The organism is Tsuneonella litorea, assembly GCF_025154015.1.
GTDB classification, from domain to species: domain Bacteria; phylum Pseudomonadota; class Alphaproteobacteria; order Sphingomonadales; family Sphingomonadaceae; genus Tsuneonella; species Tsuneonella litorea.
Window position 1 is genome coordinate 328806 of sequence record NZ_JAOAMV010000003.1, and the last position, 17063, is coordinate 345868.

At 66.3% G+C, this 17063-nt stretch carries 11 protein-coding genes; 9 read left to right on the forward strand and 2 right to left on the reverse strand.

Annotated features, from left to right (window positions below):
• Nucleotides 1-24: 24 nt before the first annotated feature.
• From N0B51_RS08110 to N0B51_RS08140, 7 genes are all read left to right on the forward strand, one after another.
• Nucleotides 25-792, forward strand: a complete 768-nt coding sequence (locus N0B51_RS08110) for an SDR family NAD(P)-dependent oxidoreductase (protein ID WP_259961803.1) — start codon at nucleotides 25-27, stop codon at nucleotides 790-792.
• Between the two features lie 76 nt (nucleotides 793-868).
• Entirely contained in the window at nucleotides 869-2176 is a 1308-nt protein-coding gene (locus N0B51_RS08115; protein ID WP_259961804.1) for an acyl-CoA dehydrogenase family protein, read from the forward strand.
• Nucleotides 2177-2181: 5 nt separating this feature from the next.
• Nucleotides 2182-3663 carry an MFS transporter gene (locus N0B51_RS08120; RefSeq protein WP_259961805.1) on the forward strand — a complete coding sequence of 494 codons (1482 nt, stop codon included), beginning with the start codon at nucleotides 2182-2184 and terminating at the stop codon, nucleotides 3661-3663.
• 19 nt (nucleotides 3664-3682) lie between these two features.
• Nucleotides 3683-4894, forward strand: a complete 1212-nt coding sequence (locus tag N0B51_RS08125; protein WP_259961806.1) for an acyl-CoA dehydrogenase family protein — start codon at nucleotides 3683-3685, stop codon at nucleotides 4892-4894.
• A 27-nt stretch (nucleotides 4895-4921) separates the two neighbouring features.
• Nucleotides 4922-5989 carry an acyl-CoA dehydrogenase family protein gene (locus N0B51_RS08130; RefSeq protein ID WP_259961807.1) on the forward strand — a complete coding sequence of 356 codons (1068 nt, stop codon included), beginning with the start codon at nucleotides 4922-4924 and terminating at the stop codon, nucleotides 5987-5989.
• Between the two features lie 77 nt (nucleotides 5990-6066).
• Complete coding sequence (locus tag N0B51_RS08135) at nucleotides 6067-7299, forward strand: MFS transporter (protein WP_259961808.1); 1233 nt, start codon at nucleotides 6067-6069, stop codon at nucleotides 7297-7299.
• 177 nt (nucleotides 7300-7476) lie between these two features.
• Nucleotides 7477-10443: a TonB-dependent receptor domain-containing protein gene (locus N0B51_RS08140; protein ID WP_259961809.1), complete on the forward strand. Its 2967-nt coding sequence runs from the start codon at nucleotides 7477-7479 to the stop codon at nucleotides 10441-10443.
• A gap of 69 nt (nucleotides 10444-10512) precedes the next feature.
• Here the strand turns inward: N0B51_RS08140 and N0B51_RS08145 are convergent, their stop codons facing one another.
• Together N0B51_RS08145 and N0B51_RS08150 are read right to left on the reverse strand one after the other, a co-directional pair.
• Nucleotides 10513-11766: a TetR/AcrR family transcriptional regulator gene (locus N0B51_RS08145; protein WP_259961810.1), complete on the reverse strand. Its 1254-nt coding sequence runs from the start codon at nucleotides 11764-11766 to the stop codon at nucleotides 10513-10515.
• A gap of 10 nt (nucleotides 11767-11776) precedes the next feature.
• On the reverse strand, nucleotides 11777-13540 hold the full coding sequence (locus N0B51_RS08150) for a class I adenylate-forming enzyme family protein (RefSeq protein WP_259961811.1): 1764 nt from the start codon (nucleotides 13538-13540) through the stop codon (nucleotides 11777-11779).
• A 179-nt stretch (nucleotides 13541-13719) separates the two neighbouring features.
• On the opposite strand from N0B51_RS08150, the gene N0B51_RS08155 reads away from it, so the two are divergent.
• Together N0B51_RS08155 and N0B51_RS08160 are read left to right on the forward strand one after the other, a co-directional pair.
• Entirely contained in the window at nucleotides 13720-14958 is a 1239-nt protein-coding gene (locus tag N0B51_RS08155; RefSeq protein ID WP_259961863.1) for a serine hydrolase domain-containing protein, read from the forward strand.
• A gap of 10 nt (nucleotides 14959-14968) precedes the next feature.
• Nucleotides 14969-17008: a 3-hydroxyacyl-CoA dehydrogenase NAD-binding domain-containing protein gene (locus N0B51_RS08160; protein ID WP_259961812.1), complete on the forward strand. Its 2040-nt coding sequence runs from the start codon at nucleotides 14969-14971 to the stop codon at nucleotides 17006-17008.
• Nucleotides 17009-17063 lie beyond the last annotated feature (55 nt).

A 17063-nucleotide genomic window follows, 5' to 3' on the forward strand; every position in this document is an offset into this window, starting at 1 on the left:
TCTCACGCACAGGGAGATACAGCCATGACCGATCCGTTCGACCTTTCCGGCAAGACTGCCGTCATCACCGGCTCGTCGAAGGGTATCGGGCGGGCGATAGCCGAACATCTCGCCCGGCGCGGCGCGAAAGTCGTCATTTCCAGCCGCAAGCAGGATGCCTGCGAGGAGGTCGCGCGGGCGATCAACGACGAATGCGGCGACGGATCGGCGGTGGCGATCGCGGCGAGCATTTCGTCCAAGGACGCGCTCAGGCAGCTCGTGGACCGGACGCACGATGCGTTCGGCCCGATCGACATCCTGGTCTGCAACGCCGCCTCCAACCCTCATTACGGCTCGCTCGACACGATCGAGGACGGGATGTTCGAGAAGACGCTGGCGAACAACGTGCTCTCCAACCACTGGCTGATCCAGATGGTGCTGCCCGATATGCGCGCGAAGCGCGACGGCGCGATCGTCGTCGTCAGCTCGATCGGGGGGCTGCGCGGGTCGACCGTGCTCGGCGCGTACACGATCTCGAAGGCCGCCGACATCCAGCTGGTGCGCAACTACGCGGTGGAGAACGGCAAGCACGGCATCCGCGTCAACGGCATCGCGCCGGGCCTTGTGAAGACCGATTTCGCACGCGCGCTCTACGAGAATCCCGAGGCCGAAAAGGCCGCCATCGCGCGCACGCCCATGGGCCGCCTGGGCGAGCCCGACGATATCGCCGGGCTGGCGGTCTTTCTGTCGAGTCCGGCGGCCAGCTGGATGACCGGCCAGACCGTGGTGGTCGACGGAGGCACCACGGTCTGAGTCTTGCCGCCTTTCCAAAAATGGGTATGCTCGATTCGCCGAGACGCCAGAAGGCGTCCGCGCGGGAGAGATCTGAATGGCGTGGGATTTCGAAACCGATCCCGACTTCCAGAAAAAACTCGACTGGATGGCGGAGTTCATCGAGGAAAAGGTCGAGCCGCTCGGCCACCTCGGCATCCACCCCTATGACGTGAAGAATCCGCGCCGCAACGCGCTCGTCCATCCGCTCCAGCAGGAGGTGAAGGACAAGGGGCTGTGGGCCTGCCATCTCAGCCCCGAGCTCGGCGGTCAGGGGTACGGCCAGGTCAAGCTCGGCCTGATGAACGAGCTGATCGGCGGGGCATCGTTCGCCCCGATCGTGTTCGGCTGCCAGGCGCCCGACACCGGCAACGCCGAAATCATCGCGCACTACGGTACGCCCGAGCAGAAGGAGCAGTATCTCCAGCCGCTGCTCGACAACAGGATCGTCAGCGCGTTCTCGATGACCGAGCCGCAGGGCGGTTCGGACCCGACCAATTTCGTCACCCGCGCCGAGCAGGACGGCAACCACTGGAAGATCAACGGCGAGAAATGGTTCTCGACCAACGGCAAGTGGGCCGACTTCCTGATCGTCATGGCGGTCACCGATCCCGACGCGCCGCGCCACGAGCGGATGAGCATGTTCATCGTTCCGGTCGACACCCCCGGCGTCGAGATCGTCCGCAACGTGGGCGTCTACGGCCAGGCGGACGGAAGCGAGAGCTACGTCCGCTACACCGACGTGCGCGTGCCCGCCGATCACCTGCTGGGGGAGCGCGGCGGCGCCTTCGCGATCTCGCAGACCCGCCTCGGCGGAGGGCGCGTCCACCACGCGATGCGCACGGTGGGCAATTGCCGCAAGCTGCTCGACAGGATGAGCCGCCGCGCGGTCAGCCGCACCACGCGCACCGGCACCCTCGCCGATTTCCAGGCCGTCCAGTTCGACATCGCCGACAGCTATATCGAGCTCGAGCAGTTCAAGCTCTTCGTGCTCAAGACCGCGTGGGCGATCGACAAGCACAACGACTACCGCAAGGTCCGCAAGGACATCGCGGCAATCAAGGCGCTGATGCCCAAGGTCTATGCCGACATCGCCAAGCGCTGCATCCACATCCACGGATCGCTCGGCGTGTCGAACGAAATGCCGTTCGTAGGCGGGCTGATCGCGGCAATGGTCATGGGCATCGCCGACGGCCCGACCGAGGTGCACAAGGTGACCGTCGCGAAGCAGCACCTGAAGGCCTATCGCGACGTGAGGGACCCGGTGTTCCCCGACTATTCGCTGCTCAGCCGCCGCGCACTGGCGCAGGAGCTCTACCCCGATCCGGTCGGCGAGATCGCCGACGCGGCGGAGGCCGTCGCTTGACTCCGGTGGATGCGCCCAAACTCGGGCTCGGCACGCGCATCGGCTACGGCGCCGGGGCGATGGCCAACGGGATCAAGACGGCCGCGTTCTCGAGCTACCTGATGCTCTACTTCAACCAGGTCGTCGGAGTGCCCGCGGCGATCGTCGGCACAGCGCTGGCGATGACCCTGCTGGTCGACGCGGTGGTCGATCCGTTCCTGGGCCGCTGGGCCGACGTCACCCGTTCGCGATGGGGACGGCGCCATCCGTTCATGTACGCGGCCGCGCTGCCGACGACGATCTTCTTCTTCCTCACCTGGTTCCCCCCCGACGGGCTCAGTCACGTCCAGCTCGGCTGGTGGATTTTCGCCTTCGCCGCCGCGACCCGCGCGTCGATCAGCGCGTTCGAGATCAACGCCGCGGCGATGAATCCCGAGCTGACACCGATATACACGGAGCGCACTAGGCTGTTCTCGCTGCGCTACTGGTTCGGCTACGCGGGCGCCTATGGCTTCACCTCGTTCAGCCTCGCGTTCATTTTCGTCGAGAGCGACGCGTACCCGCGAGGCCAACTCAATCCTGAAAGCTACGTGGGTTTCGCCTCACTCGGCGCAGCGTTGATATTCGTGGCGATCCTTGTCTGCGCGGCCTCCACGCACAACCGCATTCCCTATATGCGGCAGGCAGCCGGCCAGGCGGGCGATCCCCGGATGCCGCTGTCCCAGCACCTGCGCGAAATGCTCGCCGCCTTCCGCAACCGGGGGTTCCTGGCGATCTTCGGTTTCGGGGTGTTCAAGTATACCGCGATCGGGCTCTACAGCGCCACGACGCTCTATTTCGGCACCTACCTGTTCAAGCTCAATACCGGGCAGCTTGCCCTGCTCACGCTCGACAGCTTCGTCGCCGCCACGCTCGCCGCGCCGCTCGCGCCGGTCATGTCGAACTGGCTCGGCAAACGCGCCAGCTCGATGATCTTCGCGGTGCTCGGGGTATCGATCGGCCTGACCCCGTTGCTATTGTCCTATTTCGACCTGTTCTTCGTGCCCGGCGACGCGCTCCTGGTGCCTGTCCTGTTCCTGATCGGCGCGGTCTATGGCTCGATGGTCGCGATCTCGCTGATCAACACCAGCTCGATGCTGGCCGACGTCGTCGAGGACAGCGAGGTCGAAACCGGCACCCACTCGGCAGGCACCTTCTTTTCCGCCTCCAGCTTCATGCAGCAGTGCTCGAACGCGCTCGGGATCTTCGCCGCCGGCCAGGTGCTCGCCGCTTCGTCGTTCCCGGAAAAGGCCAATCCGGCGACGCTCGATCCCGCAGTGGTCGACAGCCTGCTGATCCACTATATCCCGACCTCGATCGGTCTGTGGACCATCGGCGCGCTGATCCTGCTGTTCTATCCGATCACGCGCGCCCGCCACGAGCGCAACGTGGAAATCCTGCGCGCCCGCGAGGCCGAAGCGCGCGAACAACAGCAGCGTGACGCTCCGCTGGGTGCGCCGGCGCGATGAACGACTGAGGAGAACGACGATGGCGACCCTTGCCGAACCGAAGGAAGCGAACGCCGACGAGGCCTTTCGCGAAGAAGTGCGCGCGTTCCTGGCCGAGAGCTTCCCGCCCGAACTGAAGGGCAAGGGCAACGCGCTCGCCAGTGTCGAGGGACCGACGAAGGAGACCGAGCTCCAGAAGAAATGGCGCGAGGCGATGGGCAGCCGCGGCTGGGGCACGCCGACCTGGCCGAAGGAATACGGCGGCGGCGGCCTGACCAAGAAGCAGGCGCGCATCCTCCAGGAGGAAATGGCCAAGGCGGGCGCCTACAACCCGATCGGCGGCATGGGCGTGATGATGTTCGGCCCCACCCTGCTCGAATACGGCAGCGAGGAGCAGAAGAAGGAGCACATCCCGCCGATCTGCCGCGGCGAGATCCGCTGGTGCCAGGGCTATTCCGAACCCAACGCAGGGTCCGACCTCGCCAACCTTCAGACCTTCGCCGAGGACAAGGGCGACCACTACCTCGTCAACGGCCAGAAGACCTGGACCAGCGGCGGCCAGTGGGCGGACAAGTGCTTCGCCATCGTCCGCACCGACAAGAGCGACAAGCACAAGGGCATCAGCTTCATGTTGATCGACATGGATTCGCCCGGCGTCGAAGTGCGCCCGATCCAGATGATCAGCGGGATGAGCCCGTTCTGCGAGACCTTCTTCACCGACGTGAAGGTGCCCAAGAAGAACCTCGTCGGGCAGGAAGGCCAGGGCTGGACGATCGGCAAGCGGCTGCTGCAGCACGAACGGACAAACCTGTCGGGCGGCGGCGGCCTCGCCTCGCTGATGGGATCGAGCCTCGCCGACATGGCCAAGAAGTACCTCGAGACCGACAGCGACGGGCGAATCGTCGATGCGGTGCTGCGCGACCGGATCGCCGACTTCGAGATACGCTGGCAGTCGTTCCTGCTCACCGCGCGCCGTGCGGTCGAGGAAAGCAAGGCGGCGGGCGGCGTAAGCGAGATCAGCTCGGTGCTGAAGAAGCTCGGCACCAAGCTCGGCCAGGAACGCGCCGAGCTGTCGATCGAGATCATGGGCCTCCAGGGCCTCGGCTGGGAAGGCGACGGCTTCACCGACACCGAACTCGCGGGCGTGCGCGCCTGGCTCTTCGGCAAGGCGACCACGATCTACGGCGGATCGACCGAGATCCAGAACAACATCATCGCCAAGCGCGTGCTCGGCATGCTGGACCACCAGTAAGACCGGCAGGACAAGGGAACGAGAAAAATGGCTGTCCTCAACGAAGAACAGGAAATGCTGCGCGACATGGCGCGCGACTGGGCGAGCAACGAGAGCCCGGTGGCCGCCTTCCGCAAGGTCCGTGCCGAGAAGCCCGCCGAGGGCTATTCGCCCGACGCCTTCCAGACGATGGCGCAGATGGGATGGGCCGGGATCGTCATTCCCGAGGAATACGGCGGCAGCGACTTCGGCTGGATGAGCGCCGGGCTCGTTGTCGAGGAACTCGGCAAGACGCTTACCGCCAGCCCGCTCGTCGCGACGACGCTTGCGGCGAGCGCGATCGTGCTGGGCGGAAGCGACGAGCAGAAGGCAAAGTGGTTGCCGAAACTGGCGAGCGGCGAAGTCGTCGGCACGCTGGCGATCGACGAATCCGCGCGCCACGACGGCAAAGTCGCGGCGAAGGTCGACGGCGGCAAGCTCAGCGGCACCAAGGCCTTCGTGCACGAGGCGCACGGCGCCTCGCTGTTCGTGGTGGCCGCAGCCGATGGGCTCTACCTCGTCGAAAAGGGCGACGGCGTGTCGCTGTCCGACCGCAAGCTGACCGACCAGCGCAGCCACGCCGAGGTGACGTTCGACGGCGCCGCGGCGGACAGGCTGGCCGGCGGCGGCGACGACCTGCTCGACAAGGTGCTCGACCGGGCGCGCATCCTCACTGCGGCCGAGATGCTCGGCATGGCGCAGCAGGTGTTCGACGTGACGCTCGACTACCTGAAGCAGCGCGTGCAGTTCAACCAGGTGCTGGCCAGCTTCCAGGCCCTGCAACACCGCATGGCGGACCTGTTCGGCGACCTCGCGATGATGCGCAGCGCGGTCGAGGGTGGGCTTGACGCGCTCGACGGCGGATACGGCATTCCGCGCGCCGCCTGCATCGCCAAGGCCGAAGCGAACCGGGTGCTCCACACGATGAGTCGCGAGGGCATCCAGCTTCACGGCGGCATCGGCATGACCGACGAATACGATGTCGGCTTCTACCTCAAGCGCGCCCGCGTGCTCGAGGCGAGTTGGGGTTCGAGCGGGTTCCTCAAGGACCGCTTCGCCCGGCTCGCGGGCTACTGAATTCGGTAGAGCCCATCCAGGACGACGCCCTCGCCGATCCCGGCGAGGGCGACTCCTTCGCGCGCCACGCACGCTTTGTGCAGGAAAACCTGCGACGAAACTATACCGCGAACCTCGTCCACGGCGTGCTCGGGATGACCGGGTTCCGGCTGATCTACGCGCCCACGATCATCCCCGCATACCTGCTGGCGATCACCGGCAGTCCGGCCGCGGTCGGCCTCGGCACCGCGCTGCTCCAGCTCGGGGCGACCGTCTCGCCGATCCTCAGCGGCGCGCGGATCGAGCATCGCAGCCACATCCTGCCCTACTCGATCCGAGTGGGATCGATGATGCGCGTCGCCATCCTCGGCCTCGCGATCGCCGGCTGGACGCTGACGGGCAGCGCGCTCGTATGGGTCACGCTGGGCCTGTTCCTGTTCCTCGGGTTCTTCAACGGCGCGCAGCGGGTCGCCTTCCAGATGCTCATGGCCAAGGTCATCCCGATCGACCGGCGCGGGCGGCTTCAGGGATATCGCAACCTCGCCGGAGGGCTGATCGCCGCGGCGCTGGCGTGGGTGGCGGGCCATTACTTCATTGACCGCGAGTGGCTCGGCAACGGCTATTCGACGACGTTCCTGTTCGCCTTCGTGCTGACCAGCGCGGGGCTGCTCGTGCTGCAGACCATGATCCGCGAGCCGGCCGCGCCCGCCTCGCGCCCGGTCATCCCCTTGCGCGAGCGGATCCGGCAGTTTCCGCAACTGCTCGAGGACAAGGACTTCGCGCGGTTCATCGGCACCCAGGCGCTCGCCACCGCGATCCGCATCGGCGGACCGTTCTGGACGGTCTATGCCGGCCAGCGCCTGGGCCTCAGCGGGGCGCTCATCGGGGGGCTCAGCCTCGCCTTTCTCGGCGCGGACACCGTCTCGAACCTGCTGTGGGGCGGCATGGGCGACCGCTTCGGCTTCCGGATCGTCTACATCCTGTCGCTGGCATCGGTGATCGCCGGGGTCGGCCTGCTCCTCGTTTCCGCCACCGCCGCGCCGATCTATTTTGCGTTCGTGCTCCTCGGTGCCGGAGGGTCGGGCTGGATGCTCGCCTCGACCACGATGGTGCTCGAATTCGGCGCGCACGAGGACATCCCCATGCGCCTCGCCTTCGTGACCACGGCCGAAGGGTTCGTCGCGGCTGCCGGGCCGGTGCTCGCGGGCCTTCTTGTGGCCGCCGCGGGCTTTACCCCCCTGTTCGCGCTGGTGCTTATCGCGCTCGTCGGAGCACTCGGCCTGATGACCTTCGCGGTGCGCGAACCGCGGACCCGCAAGAACTTTGGTTAGGGTTTCGCGGTTTGGTCGTTGCACAAATCCAACATTGGCGGATTATTGCCCGAATCCCGAGAGAAAACGGCCGATCCGCCTTGACAGCGGGCCGCCATTGTCATTCAATTTCGAGAAATGGGTATCCGCGCCAAACGCGGGAAGCGAACGCATATGTTCGGACAGGAGAGGAAACCGATGATCAAGACAGCTTTGCGCCACACCTGTGCCTGCCTCGCGCTTACTGCAGGCATGTATGGAAGTGCTGCCTTTGCCCAGGCGACCGATCCCGATCCGGGCGACGACGCCGGCACCGCCCCGCCCGCGCGCGAGATCGTGGTCACCGGCACGCTGATCAGGGGCACGCCGGAAGACGCCGCGCTGCCGGTCGACGTGTTCTCTTCCGATGACCTTGCCGAAAAGGGGGTCACCTCGCCGCTCCAGTTCATCAAGGAACTGCCCTCGGTCGGCTCGGTGCTGGGCGACACCAACCAGTTCTCCACCGCCGCGCAGGGTTTCCAGGGCAACGGCTCGATCAACCTTCGCGGCCTCGGCTTCACCCGCACGCTGGTTCTCCTCAACGGCAAGCGCACGATCCAGGCGCCGGGTGACGGGTTCGCCGATACCAACCTGATCCCGCTCTTCGCGCTCCAGCGGGTCGAGATCCTGAAGGACGGCGCTGCCGCGACCTACGGGTCCGACGCCATCGCGGGCGTCGCCAACTTCATCACCCGCGATCGGTTCGACGGGGTGGAAGTCGCCGGCGACTGGACCTTCATCAAGGGGTCGGACGGCAACTACAACGTAAGCGGGCTGATCGGGAAGAACTTCGGTTCGGCCAACATCATGGTCGGCGCGGGCTGGCAGCACCGGTCCGAACTGGCGACCACCGCGCGCGACTATACCCAGCAGAGCTATGACGTGAACGCGTCGGGCTATTCGGCCCTTGCGACGCCGGGCCTGTTCGCGGTGACCTACCTCAACCCCGGTCCCACCACTATCACGCGTCCCGACATGGGCTGCACCCAGCTCGGCGGCTACTTCACCAGCCCGGTGTGCCGTTTCACCTACATCCCCTACGACAACATCACCGAGGAAGAAGACCGCTACCAGGTCTACGGACAGGCATCGGTCGACATCACCGATTCCACCCGCTGGCACGCGAGCGCCCTGTGGGCCAAGACCGACCTCGAGAGCCTCAACTACTCGCCGTCGTTCCCGCCCACGCAGGGGCCGAACGGTTCGGGCTTCATCAGCGCCTTCACCACCTCGCCGAACAACCCGGGCGTGGCCGCCTTTCTTGCGCAGCAGGGCCTGCCGCCTTCCGGCGGCGCGAACGGCACGCTGTTCCGCATCACCAACGTCTACTACCGGCCGCTCGGCTTCCTCGGCAATCCGCTTGACCCCGAACGCGGCGCGGGTACCGGTTCGGCGAAGAACAACGCGTGGCGTGTGAATTCGGGCTTCGAGTTCGATCTTTCGCCCAGCCTCTCGCTGGCTGTCGACGGCACCTACTGGCGTTCGTCGCGTGAGTTCTACGCCCCCGACATCGTCGGTTCGCGGCTCCAGAACGCGCTCAACGGCTTCGGCGGTCCTAACTGCACCGGCACCACGCCGGGGGCCAACGGGTGCCTGTGGTTCAATCCGTTCGTGAACGCGGGGCCGAGCAACCCGGCCCTCGGCATTTCCAACCCGTTCTATGTCCCCGGCGCCGAGAACAGTCCGGAATTGCTGTCATGGCTGCAGGTTCCGGTCGGCACCTTCCAGCGCGAGGAACAGTTCGTGCTCGATGCGGTCATCTCGGGTGAAACGGGCTGGAGCCTGCCAGGCGGCGAAGTGGCCTTCGCGGTCGGCGCACAGTACCGTGAGAACAATTTCTCGAGCCGGCCGCTGAGCGACGTTTCCAACCTCAACGTCAATCCCTGCTTCAGGGAAGGCGACCGGAGCTGCGTCGGCACCGTCACCGAGGGCGTCGGGCCGTTCATCTTCCTTGGCGGTTCGCGTCCGATCCAGCTGTCGCAGGACGTTCGCGCGCTGTTCGCGGAAGTCCAGCTTCCGGTTCTCGACACGCTCGAGATTTCGGGGGCGGTGCGTTACGAGGATTATGGTAGCCCGATCGGTTCGACCATCAATCCCAAGGCGTCGTTCCGCTTCGAGGCGACCCCGTGGCTCACGCTGCGCGGCTCGATCGGCACGACCTTCCGCGGGCCTCTGGCGAGCAACGTCGACCCCAACTTTATCACCGCGCTGGCGGGTCTGACCGCCACCGGCGGCAACTACAAGTCGGTCGACCTCTACGGCAACCCCGGCCTCAATCCGGAAACGGCGCTGACCTATAACGTGGGTGCGATCGTGAAGACCGGCGGCCTCACCGCGAGCGTCGATTTCTGGAGCTTCGATTTCAAGGACCAGATCGTCGTCACGCCGGCCGATGCCATCGCTTCGTCGGTGGCGACCGGCGCCCTTACCGCCAACGGCACGCGCCTGATCAACTGCTCCGCCGAACTGCGCAATCTGATCACGTTCTCGGGCAACACCTGCTTCCAGGGCACCACGACCGGGCTCGACATCGCCCGCGTGCGCACCCAGTGGGTCAACGGGCCGGACGTCAAGGTGCAAGGCCTCGACTTCGCGCTCAACTACGATCTCGATGCGGGCTTCGGGGTCGTTTCGATCGGCGGCAACGCGACCTACAACCTGAAGTATCAGACCGATGACTTCTTTGTCGGGTCGGTCCTCGTGACCAGTGCCTATGATGCGGTCGGGTTCGGAAACTACTTCCGCGATCCGGGCACCCTGCCCGAATGGCGGGCCAACGGGTATCTCAACGTCAACACCGGCGGTTTGAACCTGCGTTACGGCGTGACCTACATCTCGAGCGTGTTCGACGAGCGCTGCGCGGGCAAGACGGGACTCTGCCAGCCGATCGCCGGCACTCCCAGCGGTGGCAGCGACTTCGGACGGAACAGCGGTTCGTACATGCAGCACGACCTGGTCGCGAACTACACCCTGCCGGTCACCTTCGCGCAGATCCAGCTTACCGCCGCGGTGCGCAACATCTTCGACGAAGAACCGGCCGACGCCTATCTGCCGCTGGGCTACAACCCGTTCATCGGCAACGCCATCGGCCGCAACTTCACCTTGGGCGCCAAGGTCAAGTTCTGATCCAGCAGGGGGCAGAAAAGGGGGCCGGGCGGGAAACCGCCCGGCCCTTTTCTCTTGCAAACTTGAAAATCAGCCGAGGTCGGGCGGGTCGGTGAAGACCCCGGCGCACAGGGTCCAGGCGTAGAGCCTGACCGCGCTCGCTGCATCGGGCTGGCGGGCCGCCCAGGCACGCGCCTCGTAGGCGCCGTTCAACGCGGGCATGATCATCTGGCTCGCCACCATCGGATCGACCGCGCGGACGCTGCCATCGGCGATGCCGTCGGCAATCATGCCGGCAAAACGGTTCGCGAGCCGGTTCGACCGCACGACGACGCTGCCACGCTCGTCGCTTGGCAGGGCCTGGAGCGCGGCAGTGCGCAACAGGGGCATCGCGTCGTTGAACTGCAGGTCAATCAGTTCCGCCAGCGCGCTGGCGATCTGCGTCCAGCCGCCTGCGTCCAGATCGCGCGCGGCGATCTGCGCGGCCGACAGGCGGTCGTAGCTCTTCTGGAAGCACTCGAAGACGAGATCGTCCTTGGCGTCGTGGTGGTGGTAGAAACTGCCCTTGGTAACATTGAGCGCCGCTGCAATCCGGTTGACCGAGGCCCCGCGGTAGCCGCGCTGGTTGATCATGACCGTCGCCGCGCGCAGGAACGCGTCACCGATCTCGGCGTCGCCATCGGCATTGCTGCGCCATGCGTCGTTGACCAGGGGCAGCGGCGACCAGTCGCCCGGCCGAGCCGCGAGTCCGTTGGCGAAAATGTCGAATATCCGCTCCTCGAGCCGTTCGAAGTCCCGGATCGAGTAGCGCAGCGACCATATGGGCCACCAGAACATCGTCTCGAGCAGGATGTGGGCCCGCGCGGTGTCCAGCGCGCGGCGGGCCCCGGTTCGGGAATCGCCGAAGAACCCGCGCACGCAGTCGACGATCCGGCCATACTGGGCCAGCAGCGGTGCCTGCGCCTCCTCGTCGAGGGTGCGAATCTCGCTCAGCGCGGTGATCAGTCCCTTTTCGCCCAGCCGGATGCGCCGCCGCAGTTCGACATGGGCGGCGATGAACGCGCGCAGGCGATCAGCTGGCTCGGATTCCTCTGCCGCATTCCTGGCCGCTTCCTCGAGCCAGTCCAGCGTCGCGGCAAACACCGCGACGACGAGCTTGTCCTTGCGGTCGAAGTAGTAGGTGATGCTGGTCGCGTTCAGCCCGACCGAGCGGGCAAGTTCGGCGAAGGTGGTACCCTTCACGCCGAGCTCGTTGATCAGCGCGGACGCCGCGTGGATGACGTCCTCGCGCCGGCGCCCGAAACGCGCGGTCTCGCTTCCCCGGGATGGCCTTGCCCCGCCCATCGCGAAACGCCTATCCCGCCTCGACGGGGTTGTCGAACAATGACTTGAGGTCCTTTTTCAATATCTTGCCGTTGGCGTTGCGGGGCAGCGTCTCCTCGGTGAACAGGATGCGCACCGGCACCTTGAACTTCGCCAGACGCTCGGCGACCCAGGCCTGCAATTCAGCCTCGGTGGCGTGCGCGCCGGGTGCCAGATGCACCACCGCGGCCGGCTCTTCGCCGAGGGTATGGTGCGGAATGCCGACCAGCGCGGCGTCGGTCACCGCGGGATGGTCGTAGAGCACGTTCTCGACCTCGGACGAGTAGATGTTCTCCCCTCCCCGCAGGATCATGTCCTTGGCGCGGTCGACGATGTAGCAGAAGCCCTCCTCGTCGAGCCGGGCGAGGTCGCCGGTGCGGACCCAGCCGTCGACGAAGGTCTCGGCAGTCGCCTCCGGCTTGTTCCAGTACCCCTTCACCACCATCGGACCGCGCGCCCACAGTTCGCCGACTTCGCCGACCGGCATTTCGCGGCTGCCATCCTCGCTCATGATCTTGAGGTCCGCGACCGCGACCGGCGGGCCGCAGCTCGTCGGGCGATTGAGGTAGTCCTCGCTCGAATGCCCCGTCACAGTCGCCATCGTCTCGGTCATGCCCCAGCCATTGCCCGGGAGCGCGCCGAAGACCTCGCGGATCTTGCGGACCAGCTCGGGCGCGGAAGGCGCGCCGCCATAGGCGATCGCCTCGAGACTGGAGAGGTCGTACTTGTCGCGGTCGGGATGCTCGATCAGCTGCCAGGCGATCGTCGGCACGCCGCCGGTCGCGTTGACCTTCTCGCGCTCGATGATCTCGAACGCCTTCACCGGGTCCCAGCGGCGCATGAAGATCGCGGTGTTCCCCGCCGCGACCATCCCCATCAGCCCGGCCGAACACGCGGTGACGTGGAACAGCGGAATGACGGTGAGCGATGTCTTGTGCGCGGGTTCGGGTGGTTGCTCGCCCCGGCGCAGCGCCGCAACGCACGCGTTGTAGCCGCTTGAGAAGATGTTGGTGACGAGGTTGCGGTGGGTACCGAGCGCGCCCTTGGGGTTCCCGGTCGTGCCGCTGGTGTAGAAGATCGTCGCGTCGTCATCGGGCGCGATGTCCTCGGCCGGGATTTCGGCATCGGGCAGACCGGCCCATGTCGGGGGCGCCCCGATCACGCTTTCGAGATGTTCGGCCGGTCCGGTCAACTCCCCGGGGGCACGCGAAACGAACACGTGTCGAAGCGAGGGTATGTCGGAAAGATGCGGCACGATGCGCTCCCAGCGCTCGTCGTCGCAGATCAGCAGCGTGGTGCCCGAATCGGCGAGGCCATAGGCCAGCTCGTGCCCGGTCCACCAAGCGTTGAGCGGGACGCAGATCGCCCCGATGGTAACGCAAGCGAAGAACGCGACCGGCCATTCGGGCAGGTTGCGCATGGCGAGCGCGACCCGGTCGCCCTTCCGGACGCCCCGATCGCGAAGCTCTTGCGCCAGCTTTGCCACGGCGCGGTGAAAGGCGGCGAAGGTGACCCGCTCGTCCTCGTAGATGAAGGCTTCCCGCTCGCCGTGGATCCGGGCGACCATCATCAGTGCGCGCAGGTTCGGCGGCGCGTTCTTCCACACCCGGGTGGGAATCCCGCGGATCTCGACCGTTTCCATCTCGAACCGCTCGCCCGGCGCCGTCAGCCGCGCCTGCGCCTCGCTGCGCGAGATTGCCGGCCAGCCGGCCGGAGGCGTCCAGCCGATCGCCTCGGCCAGGTTCGCTTCACCCATCACAAGCCCTCTTCCCAGTTCTGTTTTCGAAGCGCAGTTTACGGGTTCACGTATCATGCGCAAGCGCAGTTTCGGGTGAATGGTATGGTCGCCCGCGCATGATCGAGGTTGCCGTTCGCGGAAAGCCGGGTATGGCTGCAGGACACTTGGCTTCAGCGACCTTGGGAGAGAATCGCTTCATGCTCGACACCACGCAATCCGCCGCCTGCGGCTTCGATGCCGAACGGCTTGCCCGCATCGAGCCGTTCCTGCGCAGCGCCTACGTTGACGGGGGCCGCCTGCCGATGGCGCAGTTGATCGTCGCGCGCGACGGGACCCCGGTCTGTTCGATGCGCTGCGGCACCATGGGCGAAGGGCGCGAGGACCTGCGCGAGGATGCGCTGTTCCGCATCGCCAGCATGACGAAGCCGGTCACCTCGATCGCGTTCATGCAGCTCGTCGAGCAGTGCAAGGTCGCGCTGGAGGAGCCGGTTACCAAGGTTTTTCCCGAGTTCGCGAACCTGTCGATCTTTGCCGGCGGCGGCAGCGGGCAGGTGCCGTTCCATCCGGGCAAGCCGGCAGGGCCGATGCGCTTCGTCGACCTCCTGACGCACATGTCGGGCCTTACCTACGGCCTGCAGAACCGAACGAACGTCGACGCCGCCTATCGCGAGAGCAACTTCGATTTCGCCCGCGCGCACCTCGATTCCGACGAGTTCATCTCGCGCCTGTCCAAGCTCCCGCTCGAATTCTCTCCCGGCGAGCGGTGGAACTACTCGGTCTCGACCGACGTGCTCGGCGTCGCGGTCGAGCGGATCAGCGGGATGCGGCTGGGCGACTATTTCCGCCAGCACATCTTCGAGCCGCTCGGCATGACCGACACCGCTTTCGGCGTGGCGGAGGGGCAGGCGGACCGGCTGGTCGACGCCTATCAGTACGTTCCCGGTAAGCCCGCCCGGCTGATCGACGCCGGCCCCACCAGCAAGCTCGCCCTGCCCGGCAAGTTCGACAGCGGCGGCGGGGGCCTCGTGTCCACCGCGGCGGATTACCAGCGGTTCGTCACCATGCTGGTGAACGGCGGCGAACTCGACGGGGCGCGGATCGTCGCCCCCAAGACGCTGCACCTGATGACCGCCAACCACCTGCCCGGCGGACAGGACCTGACCCAGCTATCGCAAAGCCTGTTCTCCGAAAGCCAGAACGCGGGCGTCGGCTTCGGGCTCGGCTTTGCCACCGTGATCGACCCTGCCAAGACGCTGATGCCCGCCAGCAAGGGCGAATTCTACTGGGGCGGTGCCTATTCGACCGCCTTCTTCGTCGATCCGGTGGAGGGGATCACGATGGTCTTCATGACCCAGGTCTACCCGTCGAGCGCCTACCCCATTCGCCGCCAATTGAAGACCCTGATCTATTCCGCGCTGACCGACAGCCGCGCCTGAGGAGCCTGATATGTCCGACCCCATCTCATCCCGCCGCGACGGCGAAGTCCTGATCATCGTTTCCGACAACCCGCCGGTCAACGCGCTCGGCCAGGCGGTTCGCGCCGGCCTCAAGCGCGAGATCGAGGCAGGCCTCGCCGACGACGACGTCAAGGCGATGGTCATCCGCTGCGACGGGCGCACTTTCTTTGCCGGCGCCGACATCACCGAGTTCGGCAAGCCCCCGCAAGGCCCCAGCCTTCCCGAGACGCTCGACGCGATGGAGGCGAGCGACAAGCCGGTCGTCGCCGCGATACACGGCACGGCGCTGGGCGGCGGGTGCGAGGTCGCGCTCGCCTGCCATTACCGCGTCGCGGTACCGAGCGCGAAGCTCGGCCTGCCCGAAGTCAAGCTCGGCCTGATCCCCGGCGCCGCGGGCACCCAGCGGCTGCCGCGCCTCGTCGGGGCCGAAGCGGCACTGCCGATGGTCGTCGGCGGCGATCCGATCAGCGCGAAAAAGGCGCAAGCCATCGGCCTCGTCGACGCGATCGTCGGCGAGGACAGCCTCGAGGCCGACGCCGTCGCCTTCGCCCGGAGCAAGGTCGGCCAGCCGGTCCCGCGCGCCAGCGAAGGCTCCGCCAATCAGGACGGGGTCAAGAACCCGGCCATCTTCGACGAGTTCCGCCACAAGCAGGCGCGCAAGATCCGCGGGTTCGACGCGCCCAACGCCGGGATCGAGGCGGTCAAGGCGGCGGGCGAGCTGCCCTATGCCGAGGGGGTGAAGAAGGAACGCGAGCTGTTCATGAAGCTCATGACCGGCACCCAGTCGGCCGCGATGCGCCACTACTTCTTCGCCGAACGCGCCGCGAACAAGATCGACGACGTCCCCGCCGACACCCCGCTGATCCCGATCAGGAAGGTCGGCGTGATCGGCGCCGGCACGATGGGCGGCGGCATCTCGATGAATTTCCTGTCCGCCGGCATCCCGGTGACCATTCTCGAGATGCAGCAGGACGCGCTCGACCGCGGCACCGGCACGATGCGCAAGAACTACGAGAACACCGCCAAGCGCGGCCGCATGACCGAAGAACAGGTCGAGCAGGCGATGGGCCTGCTGACGCCAACGCTCGACTATGCCGACCTTGCCGACTGCGACCTCGTGATCGAGGCGGTCTACGAGAACATGGACGTCAAGAAGCAGGTTTTCGCCAGGCTCGACGAAGTGGTGAAACAGGGCGCGATCCTCGCCTCGAACACCAGCTACCTCAACGTCGACGAGATCGCGACTGCGACCCAGCGCCCCGGCTATGTCATCGGCCTGCACTTCTTCTCACCGGCCAACGTGATGAAGCTGCTCGAGATCGTGCGCGGCGCGAAGACCCGCGACGACGTGCTGGCGACCTCGATGAAGCTCGCCAAGAAGATCGGCAAGGTGGCGGTGGTCTCGGGCGTGTGCCCAGGGTTCATCGGCAACCGGATGCTCAGCCCGCGCCAGCAGCAGGCCAATGCCTTGCTGATGGAGGGCGCGAACTACTGGGAGATCGACGACGTCCTGCTCGAATTCGGCTTTCCGATGGGGCCGTTCCAGATGGGCGACCTCGCCGGCACCGACATCGGCTGGCACCGCGACCCGTCGAAGATCGAAACGATCCGCGATGCGCTGTGCGCCGCGGGGCGGTTCGGGCAGAAGGCGGGCAAGGGCTATTACGACTACGACGCCGCGCGCAACCGCACCCCTTCGGACGAGACCAAAAAGATCATCGCCGACTTCGCCGCGAAGGAAGGCAAGGAGCAGCGCGAGATCTCGAAGGACGAGATCCGCGAGCGGCTGCTTTACCCGATGGTCAACGAGGGCGCGAAGATTCTCGACGAGAAGATGGCCCAGCGCGCCAGCGACATCGATGTCGTGTGGATCAACGGCTACGGCTGGCCGCTCTACACCGGCGGGCCGATGTTCTGGGCCGACACGGTCGGGCTCGACACCGTTGTCGCGGGTCTGGAGAAGCACGGCCTGCCGGTGAGCGATTACCTGCGCCGGAAGGCCGAGGCGGGCGAGAAGTTCAACCGCTGAACGGGCGCTTTCCTACTGCCCGGACGATATGCGTTGGCGGGCCGATGACGCCCGC

What these genes read in the sequence shown, in the direction of transcription:
- N0B51_RS08110 (WP_259961803.1), top strand. Translation starts at nt 25, where the DNA reads ATGACCGATCCGTTCGACCTTTCCGGCAAGACTGCCGTCATCACCGGC.
- N0B51_RS08115 (WP_259961804.1), top strand. Translation starts at nt 869, where the DNA reads ATGGCGTGGGATTTCGAAACCGATCCCGACTTCCAGAAAAAACTCGAC.
- N0B51_RS08125 (WP_259961806.1), top strand. Translation starts at nt 3,683, where the DNA reads ATGGCGACCCTTGCCGAACCGAAGGAAGCGAACGCCGACGAGGCCTTT.
- N0B51_RS08130 (WP_259961807.1), top strand. Translation starts at nt 4,922, where the DNA reads ATGGCTGTCCTCAACGAAGAACAGGAAATGCTGCGCGACATGGCGCGC.
- N0B51_RS08140 (WP_259961809.1), top strand. Translation starts at nt 7,477, where the DNA reads ATGATCAAGACAGCTTTGCGCCACACCTGTGCCTGCCTCGCGCTTACT.
- N0B51_RS08145 (WP_259961810.1), bottom strand. Translation starts at nt 11,766, where the DNA reads ATGGGCGGGGCAAGGCCATCCCGGGGAAGCGAGACCGCGCGTTTCGGG.
- N0B51_RS08150 (WP_259961811.1), bottom strand. Translation starts at nt 13,540, where the DNA reads ATGGGTGAAGCGAACCTGGCCGAGGCGATCGGCTGGACGCCTCCGGCC.
- N0B51_RS08155 (WP_259961863.1), top strand. Translation starts at nt 13,720, where the DNA reads ATGCTCGACACCACGCAATCCGCCGCCTGCGGCTTCGATGCCGAACGG.
- N0B51_RS08160 (WP_259961812.1), top strand. Translation starts at nt 14,969, where the DNA reads ATGTCCGACCCCATCTCATCCCGCCGCGACGGCGAAGTCCTGATCATC.